The following is a 16,579-nucleotide window of genomic DNA, read 5'->3' as shown; positions in this document are numbered from 1 at the left end:
TTTATCATTTGGTCTTTTTGTAATTTATTTTTACGTAAAGATATTTTATATAAAGCAATGAATTGTAAGCTTTTCAGGGTTAGTGCTTACTCAAGGTGGTCGTGTGATGTAACAAAATTGTTTCATTTTGGGGTTGATAAATAGCGAGGATGGTTCATAGTACACAAAAGTTAGTTTAATTGTATACAATCTGAACTGGAGGTTCGAATGGCAATTATGAAAGCGATTGAAGCAGCGGTAGAGGTGCTTAAACGTGAAGGTGTAGACATCGCATTTGGTGTTCCCGGCGCAGCAATTAACCCTATGTATGCGGCTATGAAAAAGCTCGGAGGAATCGACCACGTCTTAGCTCGTCACGTAGAGGGTGCATCCCATATGGCTGAAGGGTACACGCGTACTAATCAAGGCAATATAGGTGTGTGTATTGGTACTTCTGGTCCTGCGGGAACGGACATGATCACGGGTCTTTATTCTGCGACTGCAGATTCGATTCCAATTCTATGCATCACCGGCCAAGCGCCACGTGCTCGTCTTCACAAAGAAGATTTTCAAGCGGTCGATATTGAATCTATCGCTAAACCAGTGACTAAGTGGGCGACTACGGTGCTGGAACCTGCACAAGTGCCACGCGCATTTCAAAAAGCCTTTCATTTAATGCGTTCGGGTCGTCCGGGTCCAATCCTGATTGATCTACCGATTGATGTTCAGCTGGCTGAAATTGAATTTGATATCGATACCTATGAACCGCTAGAACCTTATAAGCCGCAAGCAACCCGCGCGCAGGTTGAGAAAGCATTAACCATGATGTCTCAATCTGAAAAACCGCTAATTGTATCGGGCGGTGGCGTGATTAATGCTGGCGCGTCTGAATTGTTGCAACAGTTTGCCGAGATCACTGGAGTTCCTGTGATTCCAACTTTGATGGGTTGGGGCTCGATCCCAGATGATCATGAATTAATGGCAGGCATGGTAGGGCTACAAACTTCTCACCGTTACGGTAACGAAACCATGCTCAACTCTGACTTTGTGTTTGGTGTCGGTAACCGATGGGCAAACCGTCATACCGGCTCTGTCGATGTTTACACTGAAGGCCGAAAGTTTGTTCACGTTGATATTGAACCAACCCAAATCGGCCGCGTGTTCTGCCCAGATTTAGGCATTGTCTCTGATGCCAAGGCAGCGCTGGAGTTAATGGTTGAAGTGGCGCAAGAGTGGCGTGATGCTGGCAAACTGCCGAACCGAAATGCTTGGGCCAGTGAGTGTCAGGAACGTAAATCGACCATGCTGCGTAAAACCAACTTCGATGAAGCACCAATGAAACCGATGCGTGTTTATGAAGAGATGAACAAGGCGTTTGGTCGTGATACTTGCTATGTGAGCACCATTGGTTTGTCGCAAATCGCTGCGGCTCAGTTCCTGCATGTTTATAAGCCGCGTAACTGGATCAACTGTGGTCAAGCTGGCCCATTGGGTTGGACAACGCCAGCCGCATTAGGCGTACGAGCTGCTGATCCAAATCGCGATATCGTTGCTATCTCTGGAGATTACGATTTCCAATTTATGATCGAAGAACTGGCAGTAGGTGCTCAATTCAACCTGCCATACATTCATGTGTTGGTGAACAACTCATACCTAGGCTTGATTCGCCAAGCACAGCGCCAATTTGATATCGATTATTGTGTACAACTGGCGTTTGACAACCAGAATGCGCCAGAGCTTGAAGGCTACGGTGTTGACCATGTTGCCGTTGTTGAAGGCCTAGGCTGTAAGGCAATTCGAGTGCGTGAACCAGACCAAATTGCCGCTGCGTTTGAGCAAGCCAAAGAGCTGATGAACAAGCACAAGGTGCCAGTGGTGGTTGAGCTGATTCTTGAGCGTGTGACCAATATTGCGATGGGCGTAGAGATCAATGCGATCAACGAATTTGAACCACTTGCCGAAAGCCGCGACGATGCTCCAACGGCGCTGGCGTACAAGTAATCATTAAGTAATGTGTATCCGTAGAGTTGAGGTTTAGCTCTACGGACAGTCTCCAATAGAGCGAGGCTTTACTACAAATAACCAGATTTTTACAGATAAAGAATAAGGACAGAGTCATGGCAAAATTTGCAGCAAACTTGTCAATGTTATTCACGGAAGTTGATTTTATGGATCGCTTTGAAGCTGCCGCAGAAGCGGGCTTTCAAGGTGTGGAGTATCTTTTCCCTTACGCCTTTGATGCTCAGGCAATCAAAGCAAAGCTCGACGCTAATAACCTAGAGCAAGTGCTATTTAATTTGCCCGCGGGTGATTGGGACGCTGGCGACCGTGGTATCGCGGTAGACCCTGCGCGAGTTGAAGAATTTCAAGCGGGTGTACCTAAAGCCATCGCTTACGCAAAAGCGCTCGGTTGTACTCAAGTGAATTGCTTGGCCGGGATTGTTCCGCAAGGTGTGACCCAACAAGATGCGCAATCGGCGTTTGTGATTAACCTGCATTACGCGGCGAACGCGCTAGCAGCAGAAGGCATCAGCTTAGTGATAGAAGCGATCAATACCCGTGATATTCCGGGCTTCTTCTTGAACACGACTGAGCAAGCCAAAGCGATCATAAAAGAGGTAGGGAGCGATAACCTTTCTATCCAATACGATATTTATCACATGCAAATTATGGAAGGCGATCTTACGCCGACCATGCAACAAAATATTGGCCAAATCGCACACGTGCAACTGGCGGATAATCCAGGCCGACACGAACCAGGTACCGGAGAAATCAATTACCCATTCGTGCTCAATTATCTTGATGAGCTTGGTTATCAAGGCTGGGTTGGCTGCGAATACAAGCCAAAAACAACGACGACAGAAGGCCTTGGTTGGCTACACCAGTACCGTTAATTGCGTCTGGTAACCCTCAAACGTTAAGGAGAACAACATGTCTAAAATTGCATTTATCGGAACTGGCATCATGGGTAAGCCTATGGCGAGTAACCTTCAAAAAGCAGGTCACGATTTGATTCTGTCGGATCACTTTAATGCAGCACCTGCCGACCTTGTGGCTGCGGGCGCAACGGTCTGTCATTCACCAGCGGAAGCGGCTGAAGCAGCAGATATCGTTATCTTAATGGTGCCGAATACACCACAAGTTGAAGATGTCCTGTTTGGTGACAACGGCGTCGAGAAAGGTCTAACTGCGGGCGGTGCAGCTGGAAAACTGGTTATCGACATGAGTTCGATCTCGCCAATCGCGACCAAAGCAATTGCAGCGCGAATCAATGAAGGTGGTGCTTCATACCTTGATGCACCGGTATCAGGTGGCGAAGTAGGCGCTATTAATGCAGCGCTGACTATCATGGTGGGCGGTGAGCAAGACGCCTTTGATAAAGCACGACCTCTGTTCGAAATCATGGGTAAGAACATCACGCTAGTAGGCGACAACGGTGCGGGTCAAACCTGTAAGGTCGCAAACCAAATCATCGTTGCTCTGAATATCGAAGCCGTGTCTGAGGCGTTAGTATTTGCTTCGAAAGCAGGTGCTGATCCAGCACGCGTACGTCAGGCGCTATTAGGTGGCTTTGCTAACTCTAAGATCTTGGAAGTGCATGGCGAGCGCATGGTTGAAGGTACATTTGATCCTGGATTTAGAATCTCGCTTCACCAGAAAGACCTGAATCTTGCGCTAACGGGCGCACAAGAATTAGGTGTCGCACTACCGAATACGGCTAACGCTCAAGAGCTATTTGGCGAGTGCGCCGAAATGGGCGGTGAAGGTTGGGACCACTCTGCGCTTATCCAAGCGATTGAGAAACGTTCTGACCACTCGATTCGTTAATTAATTAGGGCTGCTATCGATGCGTAGCCCAACAGTTTGTTTATAAATCGCGTAGTTTCGTCTCCTTTTACACGCGTTCCTGATACGAGGCAAAGGTTGAAGTTGTTCCTTTCCAACTTGATCTTAGCAGGCACCCTTTGGCCTTGTATCGGGGTTCTTTTTTTCTCCGTCAACTAAGGAGTGGATGATGGACATTGATGCTAAGCAGTTTCTGCAAACCCTTTTCTCAAGTGCTGTTAATCAGGCGCTACCTAAAAATCACATCGAACCTTTTCTTCCTCAAGACATTTTTTATCGCTCTGCTAATCAAGCCGGGCGTACTGTGGTGATAGGAGCAGGAAAAGCAGCCGCGTCGATGGCCGCAGAGCTTGAAGCGGTTTGGCAGTCAAAGAAACAGCAAGATCTCGCACTGCGTGATCTTGAAGGCTTAGTGGTGACTCGTTATGAGCACACCGCCCCTTGCGAACATATCGAAGTGATTGAAGCTGCGCACCCCGTGCCAGATGCGATGGGCTTAGAAGTGAGCCAACGTATGCTGCAATTGGTGAGTGGCTTGAGCGCTGACGACACGGTTATTTGTCTATTGTCGGGTGGCGGCTCTGCACTATTAAGCTTACCCGGTGGTGACATCAGCCTAGCAGAGAAGCAACAAATCAATAAGGCGCTGCTTAAATCAGGCGCCGCCATTGATGAGATGAACTGTGTGCGCAAACATCTATCTTCGATAAAAGGTGGTCGACTCGCCAAAGCTGCGTATCCAGCAAGAGTTGTGTCACTGGCGATTTCGGACGTGCCGGGTGATGACATCAGTGTGATTGCATCGGGCCCAACCGTACCCGACACCACCACGCGTTTTGATGCGATGGCCATTTTAGAACGTTATCAAATAGAAACACCACGCTCGGCATTTGAATGGCTAAATAATCCAGAGTCAGAGACCATTAAGCCAGATGATGCCTGTTGGAAGAACGCGGAGCACCATATTATCGCCACCCCGATGTCGGCATTGGAATCCGCTGCAGCAGAAGCTGAAGGCTTAGGTATTCCGGCTTATGTGTTGAGTGATTGCATAGAGGGAGAAGCGCGAGAAGTGGCGAAGGTTCATGCAGCGCTGGCTAAGCAAGTGGCTAATAACAAGCACCCATTCGAGACGCCTTGCGTGATACTTTCCGGCGGGGAAACCACGGTAACCGTTAAGGGAAATGGTCGCGGTGGGCGTAACTGTGAGTTCCTTTTAAGCTTGTATAACGAGCTCAAAGGCCAAGACAATATCTTCGCATTGGCTGCCGATACCGACGGGATTGATGGCGTGGAAGACAATGCGGGCGCATGGATCGCGCCTCAAACATGGCAACAAGGTTCGAGCCTGTCGCTTAAAGCGCAAGACTACCTCGATGCCAACAACAGCTACGATTTTTTCAAGCAAGTCGATGTGCTTCTTACCACGGGACCAACGCTGACCAATGTGAATGACTTCAGAGCAATATTGATTCTTTAACTTGAACAGTTCAAAAACACGGTATGGAATGGTCGCTTCTTAACAAATAGAGCGGCCATTTTATTGTTATCAATGCGGTGACCTTGAGTTCTGAGATTATCTTCTGGACTAATGAAGCACGTTGATTACTATGATTTTAGTAACGAGCTGTAAAGGATGCAATATGTCTAGGATCAGACAAAAGAATCAAGATTTAATCATCGAAGTCGCGTGTGAACAATTCGCTACTCATGGTTATGCCGCAACAAAAATGGCAGATATCGCAAAAGCGGCCGACATTCCCAAGCCCAACGTCTTCTACTATTTCAGCTCTAAAGATAAGCTCTACAACGCTGTGCTTGAAACCGTCACTCAGCCATTACTGGAAGCGTCTCGTCCGATTGAAGAGCTCAACGATCCTGTTGAAGCCTTGTCCCAATATATTCAAACCAAACTGATCATTTCTCGCGACCATCCACATGCCTCTAAAGTGTTTGCCAATGAAGTGATGTCGGGCGCTAAGGTGCTGCCGAAAGAGATTGGCGATGAGCTGTATAAGCAATCCCAGATGATCCTCGATAAGTTCTCAACATGGTCGGCACAAGATCTAATGGACGATGTTCCTGCACATCATTTAATGTTCACCATCTGGGCAGCCACCCAAACCTATGCTGATTTTGGCTGGCAGATTTGCAGCGTGATGCAGAAAGATAAGCTCGATGATAAAGACTATGAAGATGCCGCTGAGTTCATCACCCAGTTGGTGATTAAAGGGTGCGGTGTGAAAGGAAAAGCTTAGTTATTTGACCTCAAATTAATACAAAAAAGGACATCATTCGATGTCCTTTTTTTGTCTGTGTTGCTTTATGGAATAGTGACCTTTATGTGTCGCTTCGAGAAAAAATGGCGGTACAACCACAAGTGTCTGGTATTGAGTCTGAATGCGCGTTATCAGTTAGAGTTGATGTCCAGCCATAACTGTCTCCGATACGATTGACGATGATTAAACCAAGGCCGTGTTCTGTTTTTGTATCATCACTCAGCCCTGCACCAGTATCAGTAACTGAAATGGTATTAGAGTGGATGATTACCGTGATTTTACCTTGCGTGGTGAATCGAAGCGCGTTTTCAATGTAGTTCTTAAGCACCATATTGACGATTGGCAAAGGCATGTTAAGCGTAGTATTTGGCCCAATGTTTAACTGTAGTTCAACACCTGGAGCTAACATCGTGCGGTACTTCGATAAATCGATAGCGGCTTCATCGATAGCCGTTAGTGTCTTTTCGGTGGAAGAGTTCTCTTGTTTAACAATGTTCAGCAGTATTTCAACGGTGGCGCTCATGCCATTGGCTGCGCCGAGAATACGATTACGTTGTTTGGTTTGAAATGCTAGGTCGCTAGGCTTCATTGCTTGCAATTCGGCAGCGCCAGTCACAATCGCGATCGGTGTTTTCAATTCATGGCTCGCGTACTTCGCGAACATCATCTCTTGCTTTGATAGGCGGTCTTTCATCTTTGAGTAGCTATTGAGGTGCGAAGTGAGCAACTGCAGCTCATCAACGGTGTTGGTCGGGACGTGGAAGTTATCGGACTCATGCTTGCTGAGTTGGGTGCTTAGGTTTTCAATTGGTGCCATCAGTTGGTCAAACACCCGCTTGAGGGTAATGCGTAACACAATGATCAACCCAAGCATCAGCAAGGTCGAGGTTGCCATCAATACGCCCCAACTGTCGTCCCACAAGTCCATGTCAAAGGAGCTGATGGCGATGTAAGTCGGAATGTTATTGCCTTGGTCTTCGAAGGAAAAGTGATAGACGACCACGCCGGGAATAAGAGTGTCATTTTCAGAGAGTCTTATTTCAAAACGTTGGCGATCCACTGTATCCAGTGCCATGGGCGGTAGTTTTTTTAGTTGGTCGGTAAAGTCGCCTTCACCATAATAAGCCGTCACGTTGTCCGAGAGTTTTAGGCTACCTTCGGGTGAAAGGCGTTTGTAGAATTGTTCTGCCACACCTTTAAATGATTTCAGGTGGCTCTCGATTTGAGCTTCTTCCTGCCAAACTAAACGAAGCGAGAACACAAAAAATACCACGCATGAAGAAACCAGTGCGATGACAGCAAAGGTACGCATGGTGCGGATCCTGACATCCTCGATGGAGTTGCCTAGCTTGGTTCGAATTTTCATGTTTATTGCGGCTTGCTTGCAGATAAAATCAATTGAAAACCGTGTTTAGGAATCGTCTTCAACATAGGAAACTTGAATGGCTTATCGAGGACGTTTCTTAACAAATAGATATGGCTACGGAGTACATCTTTGTCAGGAATGTCATCGCCCCACAGCATGTATATCAAGCTTTCACGAGATACGACGCCGCCTTGAGCTTTCACTAACTCTCTTAGAACTTGGAACAAGATTGGTGTTAGGGTGAGGGGTTGTTTGTCTCTGGAGGCGGTATGGGTTTTCTCATCAATCGTTACCTCGCCATAGCTTAAGATCTTTTGAGCAACCAAGCCTTTATTGCGTTTGATCAGCGCGCAAAGACGAGCTTCCAGTTCTGGAAATTTAAACGGCTTAGTGACAAAGTCATCGGCGCCGGAATCGAAGCTGCTTAATAGGTCTTCTTGGCCATTTAACGCGGTTAGCATCAAAATCGGTGTCGTTATGCCATTTTGGCGCAATTTAGCTGCCACTTGCATGCCGTTAAGCTTGGGCAACATGACATCGAGAACAATCGCGTCGAAGTCATTGTGCATGGCTAGATTAAGACCTTGTTCGCCATCAGAAGCAAAATCTGCGATTGCCTCTTTAACCTCTAAGAAGTCGGCAATAATGCCTTGTAGTTCGATATTGTCTTCAATGACTAGAATACGGCTGCGTTCAAGCATCGACTTGCTCCACTAAAATATCTGCTCTCATTAAAACGTCTGTTCCCATCAAAACATCGACTCCCAGAAAAAATGTAGCCTACCTAAAATTATGTCGAATTTATGTCTAATTGATAGCGTTGATTAAAAAAATGGAGCTTCATCAGATTCTTTTTCAATGTCGAATCGACTTCGACTTTAATTCGACAAAGCCAGTTCAACAATAGTTCACATCAATAGGTGAAGGTTGAATTATGAAAACTAAAATTATCGCGCTGGCAGCACTTCTCGGTGTCTCAACGACTCAAGTACCACTAGCTCAAGCAACAGAGCTGATCGGTCACGTTCAAGGGTTAAACAGACACAGTGTTGTGGCTGAGGTGCCCGGTGTGGTGGAGATGAATAACCTTGAAGTGGGTGACGCCATAAACCAAGAACAAATACTGGCTCAGATTAAAGCCGATGATTTTAAGTTTAGCGTGGATAAGGCCAAGGCCAATCTTACCCTTGCGCAGGCTGATCTAGCATTACGAAAGGCTACATATAACCGCTATCAAGCTCTCATCAAAAAGAACAGCCTTTCAATGGGGGAGTTAGATACAGCGCGTGCCGAGTTTCTCAGTGCTAAAGCTTCAGTTTCCGTCGCTCAAATCGATTACCAACAATCTCTAGTGGATCTCGAAAACACTCAAATTGAATCTCTTATCTCGGGCTATATCTCTAACAAACCCGCGCAATCTGGAGCTTGGGTGAGTGAAGGCGATTTGCTTTATGAAGTGGTCAATATCGATAAAGTCACTCTGTCATTTATGGCGAGTGAGTATGACTTAAAGCATTTCATCGTTGGTCAGGAAGTCGTGGTGTGGTCTGAAACTAACCCAGAGATAAAAATGGAAGCGAATGTGCAGCGTATTGGTGTCGAGATGCAAAATTTAACTTACCCAGTATTGGTCGAGATCACCAACCAAGGGCATCAATTTAAGCCGGGGATGTCGGTTTACGCCTCGACAGATCTTTCGGTGACAAATATAACAGCTGCTCAAACTGCATCGAACTCGAACCAAGGTAAAGGGCAGTAGAGATGAACTTTTTAGCATATTTCGCGAATCGTCAGTTTTTGGCTCGCATCATTACGGTAATGGTGCTGCTGACGGGGGCTATGTCGTTAATGCAACTCAAGTTGCAAGAGTATCCCGATGTCGCGATGGACACGGCGGAGATCGAAACCATTTATCCCGGCGCGACGGCTCAAGATATTGAACTGAATATCACGAATCCGATAGAGAAAGAACTTCGCTCTGTGGATGGCATTGCCTACTTTTCATCAGAATCCTCAGAAGGGCGTTCTTTTATTGAGGTCGAATATTTACCCGGTGAAGACGCGGCGGTGATCTTGCGAGATATTCAACAAGCCATCGATCGAGTCGGAAACTTACCCAAAGATATTGATTCGCCACCGGTTGTGACTCAACAGAAAACCTCCTCTTTGGATGTGTACCATTTTGGTGTGAGTTTATCAGACAGCAACACCGAACTTGAGTCATTACAGCACTACGCGTATCAGCTAGAAAAGAGAATCAACAACCTTGGTGGCGTAGGTTCTATCAAGCTTTCTGGATTTAACGAACGAGAGTTTTGGGTCGAAGTTGACCCTGAGAAAGCACGCCGTTACCAAGTTGCTTTTGATGATGTGAGCACCGCGATAGAGCAGCATAACCTGTCTCAATCGGGTGGCTTTGTAGAGTCATGGAGCCAAGAGCAGAAGATCGTCACGATGACCAAAGTGGCGTCGACCAGTGATGTTTCTGATATCGTAATTAAGGCGTTAGATTCAGGTCAGGTCGTGCGTGTGTCTGATGTAGCAACGGTGATTGATACCTTTGCGCGAGCAACCGAAGATCCCGTTCTGAGTGGGAAACCTGCGGTGATTTTCTCAATCACAAACAGTGGCAGTGCGGATGTCATTACCACCATCGACAGTATTAAAGCTTTGTTGGGCAAAGAAAGCGAACGCATTGGCGATCAATTCATTTTCCAGACCAGCCTCGACCTTGGCAAAGACATGGGTGAGAAATTCGCTATCGTGGCCACCAATGGTGCGATAGGTCTGGTGTTGGTTCTGCTGATCTTGAGCATGATCCTGCAACGACGCGTCGCCTTTTGGGTATCGGTTTCTATCCCGTTTTGTGTGTTCGGTGTGATGATTGTTTTGCCGATTATTGGGCTTAATTTAGACAGCATCACATTGGCTGCATTGTTGTTGGTGATCGGTATTATCGTTGATGATTCAGTGATCATTGCTGAGAGTATTTTCCAAGAGAAGGAAGCGGGTAAAAAAGGTGTTGATGCTGCGGTGTCGGGTACGTTAAAGGTGATCAAGCCGTTGATGGCAAGCCTTGTGACAACGGCTTTGGTATTTATCCCAATGATGTTTATTCCGGGCACCATGGGCAAGGCGGTTGCGGTGATTCCAATTACCGTTATTGCTGCGCTCGTGTTCTCATTCATTGAATGTACCTTAACGCTGCCAGCGCATTTATCGTTGGCGAAAGAGAGCAACTCAAAGACACAAGAAAAGGATCGATTTGAATGGATAGCGAACCACTACCGTTCGCTGCTCAGTCTCGCTCTGAATTATAAGAAGTCAGTGATTGTATTGGCGTTGGTTGGCTTCTCCGTTGCTGGCTTTTTGGTGTCTTCGTTGAAAGTGGATATCTTCCCGACAGAAGCGGGTAAATACATTGAGGTCTACACCGAAGTGAAGGCAGGCACGCCGCTAAGCAAGGTGCGAGAAGCCCATCAGTCGATAGAGCAAGCGATTGAATCCCTGCCGGAAACGGAACTGGTTAGCTATGAATTGGTTTACTCATCACCGGTATCGCAGGGCATCATCAACCTAACGAACTTTGACCAGCGCAGCCGTTCTGCAGAGCAGATTATTACGGCGCTTAATGAAGAGTTGAAAGTGGTGTCTGATGGCATGTTCATCAAGTTCTCGATTGATGCTGGTGGTCCTCCTCCCGGCGCCCCTGTTGAGGTACGTGTACTTGGCGGAACCGAGAGTGAACGTAATCAAACCGTGGATTTGGTGATGACTTGGCTAGAAGATTACAAAGGCGTGACCAGCATTAATCACAGTGAGGCACTGAAAGATCCTCAGCTGAATATTGTTCCTCAGTATCACTGGTTGGCGAAATACAACTTAACGGTGAGTGACTTATCGAATGCGCTGCGAGTCGGCTTTGACGGTAATAGCGTGACCTCCACTTGGCTTGGCGATCAAGAAGTCGATATCCGTGTTGTTCTGGACGAGCAATTTCGCGATATCGAGAAATTGAAAACGACTAAAATCTACACGGCAGAAGGGCAACAACTACCGCTCAGCCGACTAGCAACGGTTGAACCGATAGAAATCCCTCGTCTGATTAAGCACTATAACGGAGAGCGTGAAGTGACGGTATCAGCGGCTTTATCTGACGAGAGTATTAGTTCAGTCGCATTAGCCGATGAGCTAATCACAGAGCTTACAGGTCAATATCCATCGAGCGTGACCATTAGCGTTGGTGGCGAAGCGGAAAGTACCAATGAGACCATGAGTGGCTTTATGGTGGTGTTCCCCGCGGCAATGGTGGCGATCTACTTTGTATTGGCGGTGATGTTCAACTCATTGTTGCAACCGCTGCTGATAATGGCGGTTATCCCGTTTGCGATTATGGCATCATTAATGGCACTCGTGGTTCACATGCAGCCGATGTCTTTGTTTGGTTTGATTGGTGTTCTAGGCATGACAGGCGTGGTGGTCAACAACTCACTAGTGTTGATTAACCGAATCAACGAGCTAAGAATCGAAGGTTTAGATGCGATAGACGCAGTGATGCAAGCTGCGGTCAGTCGCCTTCGCCCGATTGTGATGACATCACTGACCACGGTTGCTGGCTTGCTTCCTCTGGCTTATGGATTAGGTGGAACAGACGTGTTTATGGGGCCAATGTCGCTAACACTGGGCTATGGTTTGTTGTTCTCTTTGCCCGTTGTGCTCTTGGTGATTCCTGCAATGTATGCGTTGTTCTTTTCTCGATCTAACAACAGTGAGTCATGACGCGCGGTTTTGTGACTTGTTGTGCAATAACTCATTTATCTTGAATTCGGTTCGATTAGGTATGCCATTTCATTTAAATGACAGGTTATAGTATCGCGAAAATTGACGGCACTTACTCTTCTGAAAAGCGAAAAGCTGGAAACTTATAGATGAAGCCGCTAACAATATTACACGCACAACATTAAGGTTTAGCAATGACGCTTAAAAGCTTGGCATGCACCATCAGCGCAGTTCTACTGGCAGGTTGCGGTTCAACGGTCGCGACGCAAACATACAACGCTGATCTGATCATCACCAACGGACAGGTTCTCACCATCAACTCTGAAATGGATGTGATTGAAGATGGTGTGGTAGTGGTGAAAGACGACCAGATTATCGCAGTTGGTAACGAGGATTTGATCACTCAATATCGCGCTGAAAAGGTGATTGATGCTCAAGATGGAATCGTTATGCCGGGCATGGTCAATGCACACAACCATTTACCTATGATCGCGTTCCGTGGCTTAGGAGAAGAGGGCATCTCGAACCGCTTATTCGCTTACTTCTTCCCTCTAGAAGCCGAAAAGCTAAGCCGTGAACTGATTTACAACGCAACCAAGCTTGGCTCTATCGAATTGGCACAAAGCGGTGTGACCACTTATGTTGATATGTATTACCACATGGATGAAATGGCAAAAGCGACCAAAGAAGTTGGCTTACGTGCCGTGTTGGGCGAAACCGTGATTAAGTTCCCGGTGGTCGATGCTAAAGAACCTTACGGTGGGATTGAGTATGCCAAAGGCTTTATTGAGCAATACAAAAGCGACGAGTTAATCACACCTGCTTATGCACCACACGCGGTGTACACCGTGAGTAAAGATAAGCTGTAAGAAATCAACAAGCTGTCTGCTCAATACGATGTGCCAGTGCTGATTCACGTTGCTGAATTCCCGAATGAAGAAAAGCGCATCAAAGACGAAACCAAAGCTACGTCACCGGTCGAATACATGGATGAAATCGGCGTACTTGATGAGCGTGTAGTGATTGCTCACGGCATCCACCTTTCAGAAAATGACCAAAAGCTTCTCAAGCAAGCTGACGCGGGTATCTCATACAACCCAATGGCGAACGCCAAAGGGGCGACAGGCATTGCGCCTGCTTGGGAGATGTATCGTGCCGACATGCGCATTGGCTTAGGAACAGATGGCCCAATGAGCTCCAATCAAGTCGATATCATGCGTACTCTAAGTTACGCAGCAAACATGCAACGTTTGAAGCATTCAGACCGCACCATTATGATTCCTGAACAGGTTATTGAAATGGCAACATTAGGTGGTGCGAAAGCCCTACACATGGAAGACCAAATTGGTTCTCTTGAAGTGGGTAAGAAGGCGGATATCGTGATTGTAGAGACACAATCGGCAAACATGATGCCAAGTTACGACCCATATGCGACATTGGTTTACCAAGCGAACCCAAGCAACATCGACACCACCATTGTTAACGGCCAAGTCGTGATGGAGAACCGCGTGATGCAGACGGTTCAACTGGATGAAATCCGCCAAAGTGTCGATGAGTTTGAAACAGATATCAAAGCGTTTGCCAAAGAGCTTTCAAAGAAGGCGATTAAATCTAAGAGCTTGATGGATTAGGAAGTAAATCGGATTCCAAAATCGAATAGAAGTAACAAGGCCGACATCATGTCGGCCTTTTTTTGTTACGAACTCTCTCCAGAACCTTACTCCTTGAACCTCAGTTCTTTGGATGACAGCAACACTTGGTTAATTGAGGTTGCACTTGGTTAGTTAGAGAAGATCTTGATTAATTAAAGTAGCACTTAGCTAATTAGAGCAACTGTTGCCGTTAGGAATACCGCTACCTAAGAACTCGACGCGAATCTGTTCGATATCTTTTAGATACTGGTTGTTCACTTGCTCGGTTTTATCAAAGTTGTTAAGCGTGACATTCCATGAAGTGAATGGGGTGGGCTGGAAGTACGCGTATTCGAACTCATTCGCTACGGCGCCATCGCTAATGATGCTGATGTCGTTGGTGGTTGGATCATCAAGGCGGTAGTAGAACGCGCGTGACACGGGGTTAGAGCTGAACTGGTAATCTTGATTTTCGTATCGATCGGCATAGTTGCCTGAACTGGAGACTCGCAGGTTGAATTGCTTGCCATAAGGTAAGTTTTCACCCTCTAAGAACACTCGTACCGTGGATAGCCTAACGCGGTCAAACGAACAGAGTTGGACTTGCTCTAATGGAATAGAGAAGTTGAGCTGTCCGGTTGTTGCAAAGCTTTCGAGTTGTTCTGGGCTGGAAATGGTGTAGTTATCGATGGTGAAATCTTGTGGCGCGGGTTGGAAAGAAGACAGAGCATTCACATACTCACTTTCGATGGACGCCAAATCAAATTGGTAGTCCAAGTAGCTTTTGTTGAGAGAAGGCGTGATCTCGCTTGGCTTCAATGCCCAATATTCGTATGCCTGAACATAGTTAGATAAAGCAACGTACATCGGACGTTTGAAGTGCATCAACACTCTTGATAGTTCACGTTCAATCGAATCGAAGCTGTCGGTATCTACCTGGTAACCCCCAATTGCATCATTCAGTCTTTGCTGTTGATTGATGGTTACGTTATTGGTTAACAGTAAGTCGACCAGCTTTGCTTGTTCCTGAGCAAAGTTAAGCTGGGTGATGTTAATTGCCTTACCCAGAAGCACCTGTTTCTCAAGCTCTAGTAAGTACTGTCTTGTCCCTTTAATGCCTAAGCTATCGGCATATCTTAAGTTGCTGCGGATCTCGGTGATCATCAGATCCCACGCTAGATTGCTTTCATTGATGGTTGGGATATTGAAGTTAAAGCCATCCATCGCTTCCGATATCTTCTGGAACTTGATAGTTGATTTAATATCCGCGGTGAGCTGAGAGATACCAGAAATCGTTTTAGTGACGCTATCAATAATGCCCGTGACAGACTTGATATTGGTGACGAGGTTTTTCGCTTTTTCTAATGCTTCTGGGGTTTTAGCCAATTGCTCGGTTAGGTCATTGACCCCTGAAAGGTTGCCTGTGAACACGCCACTCACTGCACTGCCAATCTCGGCTATTGCTTTGAAAATCGCCAAAGCTGCGTTGAGTTGCTGCTGGGTTTTCCAATTCTCTACGCCAACTAGATAAGTCGTTCTTGCATCGAGAGTCACTAACTCCTGAGCTTTGTATTGGCTATCTACTTCGGTCAGGCTATCGCCTATCTTGTCTATGTTGGACTGGGTTTGTGTGATGATTGAAGTTTGTGCTCTAAGAACGTCTTCGATGTTAGCGAGTGCCAACTTAGCCGCTTCAATCTTGTCTTCAATGACCGTGTTTCTGTCTTGAATAATGTCCCACTGAGCTTGATACGCGACCATCGCTTTCAGATACGCTTCGTATTTATCTTGGTACAACACCTTATCGAGATAAGGCACATAGTGGCTCTCTTTGGTGCTGAAGCTAATGAATTGTTTGAACGCGACGGTTTGCAAGTAAAGGTCTGCAAGGATTGGATCGTCTTCTACCACTGAACCTGAGTAACGTAAGCTCTGTTCAACCCAGTTGATGAGGTCGAGGCTAAGTTCTGGGTTGGTATCGTATAAGCTGGCAGCCATATCAAAAGAACGATTAACAATGTCTGTAAAAGGCTCAGAAGCCAATTTCATTTGCCCTGTGATGTTCGAATCGATGGTGGTTCTTCGGTAGTGCTCTCCTGCTAAGACAACGGATTCGCCATCACCGATTTTCCCTGTTAGAGCGTCTCGTGTAATGCTGCCATCGCTTTGGAAAGCGAGCACATTAATCGGTGTCTCTATCTCGCCCGCAATCACAGAAATTGAGGCAGCAGAGCCTTGTTGTCCGAGCACAAATGTCGGCGTGCCTTGACCAACGATTTTGCGTGCAAAAATCAGGATATTTTGATTATTTACGAGCAAGTTGAAGTTCTCTGGAACCTCAATCGTATCTGCAAAAATGACAACTTTTGAAGGCTTAGTGACATAGAGGTTTTGCTCTGCAATCCAGTCACTTAGGTTGATGTGTAAATCGGATGTTGAACGCGATAGGACGCCAACATCGGAATAGGCAGATTGAACCCAGGTTGGGTATTCGGTTGAATTGGGTAAATTGTTCAGTTCAAGCCAGTCGCTAGAAAAAGCCTGTGGAGAAAATGAAAGAGAAATAATAATAGGTAGAAGTCTCATATTTATGTCCTGTCGAAATTAGTAGTCACCAAATTTTGGGTAGCAGAAGCCGCCACCTTAATTTGCTTAAGGTGCGGCTTCTTATTCGGAAGGTAATTTGGCTATCTTGTTAT

The 16,579-nt window shown here is 46.4% G+C and carries 10 protein-coding genes and 1 pseudogene; 8 read left to right on the top strand and 3 right to left on the bottom strand.

Features of this window, described 5'->3' with window-relative positions; all coding sequences use genetic code 11:
* The first annotated feature begins 207 nt into the window (after positions 1 to 207).
* From gcl to AACT19_RS15950, 5 genes are all read left to right on the top strand, one after another.
* Positions 208 to 1,980 (top strand): glyoxylate carboligase, encoded by a 1,773-nt coding sequence (gene gcl, locus AACT19_RS15970; RefSeq protein ID WP_076647308.1) that lies wholly within the window; start codon positions 208 to 210, stop codon positions 1,978 to 1,980.
* 116 nt (positions 1,981 to 2,096) lie between these two features.
* The gene (gene hyi / locus AACT19_RS15965; RefSeq protein ID WP_017075254.1) at positions 2,097 to 2,873 is read left to right on the top strand and encodes a hydroxypyruvate isomerase; all 777 of its coding nucleotides are present in this window, start codon (positions 2,097 to 2,099) and stop codon (positions 2,871 to 2,873) included.
* Positions 2,874 to 2,910: 37 nt separating this feature from the next.
* Complete coding sequence (locus tag AACT19_RS15960) at positions 2,911 to 3,807, top strand: 2-hydroxy-3-oxopropionate reductase (protein WP_017076971.1); 897 nt, start codon at positions 2,911 to 2,913, stop codon at positions 3,805 to 3,807.
* Positions 3,808 to 3,994: 187 nt separating this feature from the next.
* Positions 3,995 to 5,305 carry a glycerate kinase type-2 family protein gene (locus AACT19_RS15955; protein ID WP_076647305.1) on the top strand — a complete coding sequence of 437 codons (1,311 nt, stop codon included), beginning with the start codon at positions 3,995 to 3,997 and terminating at the stop codon, positions 5,303 to 5,305.
* 163 nt (positions 5,306 to 5,468) lie between these two features.
* A complete protein-coding gene (locus AACT19_RS15950; protein WP_076647302.1) occupies positions 5,469 to 6,083 on the top strand; it encodes a TetR/AcrR family transcriptional regulator in 615 nt (204 codons plus the stop codon).
* Between the two features lie 82 nt (positions 6,084 to 6,165).
* Here the strand turns inward: AACT19_RS15950 and AACT19_RS15945 are convergent, their stop codons facing one another.
* On the bottom strand, positions 6,166 to 7,416 hold the full coding sequence (locus AACT19_RS15945; RefSeq protein WP_076647298.1) for an ATP-binding protein: 1,251 nt from the start codon (positions 7,414 to 7,416) through the stop codon (positions 6,166 to 6,168).
* 56 nt (positions 7,417 to 7,472) lie between these two features.
* Complete coding sequence (locus tag AACT19_RS15940) at positions 7,473 to 8,171, bottom strand: response regulator transcription factor (protein WP_076647295.1); 699 nt, start codon at positions 8,169 to 8,171, stop codon at positions 7,473 to 7,475.
* A 233-nt stretch (positions 8,172 to 8,404) separates the two neighbouring features.
* On the opposite strand from AACT19_RS15940, the gene AACT19_RS15935 reads away from it, so the two are divergent.
* From AACT19_RS15935 to AACT19_RS15925, 3 genes and pseudogenes are all read left to right on the top strand, one after another.
* Positions 8,405 to 9,229 carry an efflux RND transporter periplasmic adaptor subunit gene (locus tag AACT19_RS15935; RefSeq protein WP_076647292.1) on the top strand — a complete coding sequence of 275 codons (825 nt, stop codon included), beginning with the start codon at positions 8,405 to 8,407 and terminating at the stop codon, positions 9,227 to 9,229.
* 2 nt (positions 9,230 to 9,231) lie between these two features.
* Positions 9,232 to 12,249 (top strand): efflux RND transporter permease subunit, encoded by a 3,018-nt coding sequence (locus AACT19_RS15930; RefSeq protein ID WP_076647289.1) that lies wholly within the window; start codon positions 9,232 to 9,234, stop codon positions 12,247 to 12,249.
* A gap of 194 nt (positions 12,250 to 12,443) precedes the next feature.
* Positions 12,444 to 13,880, top strand: a pseudogene (locus AACT19_RS15925) (amidohydrolase).
* Positions 13,881 to 14,069: 189 nt separating this feature from the next.
* Here AACT19_RS15925 and AACT19_RS15920 read toward each other — a convergent pair.
* Positions 14,070 to 16,466, bottom strand: a complete 2,397-nt coding sequence (locus AACT19_RS15920; protein ID WP_076647286.1) for a hypothetical protein — start codon at positions 16,464 to 16,466, stop codon at positions 14,070 to 14,072.
* Between the last annotated feature and the right edge of the window lie 113 nt (positions 16,467 to 16,579).

Origin of the sequence: Vibrio sp. 10N.222.47.A9 (genome assembly GCF_963872585.1) — a bacterium.
GTDB lineage: Bacteria > Pseudomonadota > Gammaproteobacteria > Enterobacterales > Vibrionaceae > Vibrio > Vibrio splendidus.
Note: the sequence above shows the minus strand (reverse complement) of the source record. Positions and strands in the feature narration are given on the sequence as shown.

What these genes read in the sequence shown, in the direction of transcription:
- gcl (WP_076647308.1), top strand. Translation starts at nt 208, where the DNA reads ATGGCAATTATGAAAGCGATTGAAGCAGCGGTAGAGGTGCTTAAACGT.
- hyi (WP_017075254.1), top strand. Translation starts at nt 2,097, where the DNA reads ATGGCAAAATTTGCAGCAAACTTGTCAATGTTATTCACGGAAGTTGAT.
- AACT19_RS15960 (WP_017076971.1), top strand. Translation starts at nt 2,911, where the DNA reads ATGTCTAAAATTGCATTTATCGGAACTGGCATCATGGGTAAGCCTATG.
- AACT19_RS15955 (WP_076647305.1), top strand. Translation starts at nt 3,995, where the DNA reads ATGGACATTGATGCTAAGCAGTTTCTGCAAACCCTTTTCTCAAGTGCT.
- AACT19_RS15950 (WP_076647302.1), top strand. Translation starts at nt 5,469, where the DNA reads ATGTCTAGGATCAGACAAAAGAATCAAGATTTAATCATCGAAGTCGCG.
- AACT19_RS15945 (WP_076647298.1), bottom strand. Translation starts at nt 7,416, where the DNA reads ATGCGTACCTTTGCTGTCATCGCACTGGTTTCTTCATGCGTGGTATTT.
- AACT19_RS15940 (WP_076647295.1), bottom strand. Translation starts at nt 8,171, where the DNA reads ATGCTTGAACGCAGCCGTATTCTAGTCATTGAAGACAATATCGAACTA.
- AACT19_RS15935 (WP_076647292.1), top strand. Translation starts at nt 8,405, where the DNA reads ATGAAAACTAAAATTATCGCGCTGGCAGCACTTCTCGGTGTCTCAACG.
- AACT19_RS15930 (WP_076647289.1), top strand. Translation starts at nt 9,232, where the DNA reads ATGAACTTTTTAGCATATTTCGCGAATCGTCAGTTTTTGGCTCGCATC.
- AACT19_RS15920 (WP_076647286.1), bottom strand. Translation starts at nt 16,466, where the DNA reads ATGAGACTTCTACCTATTATTATTTCTCTTTCATTTTCTCCACAGGCT.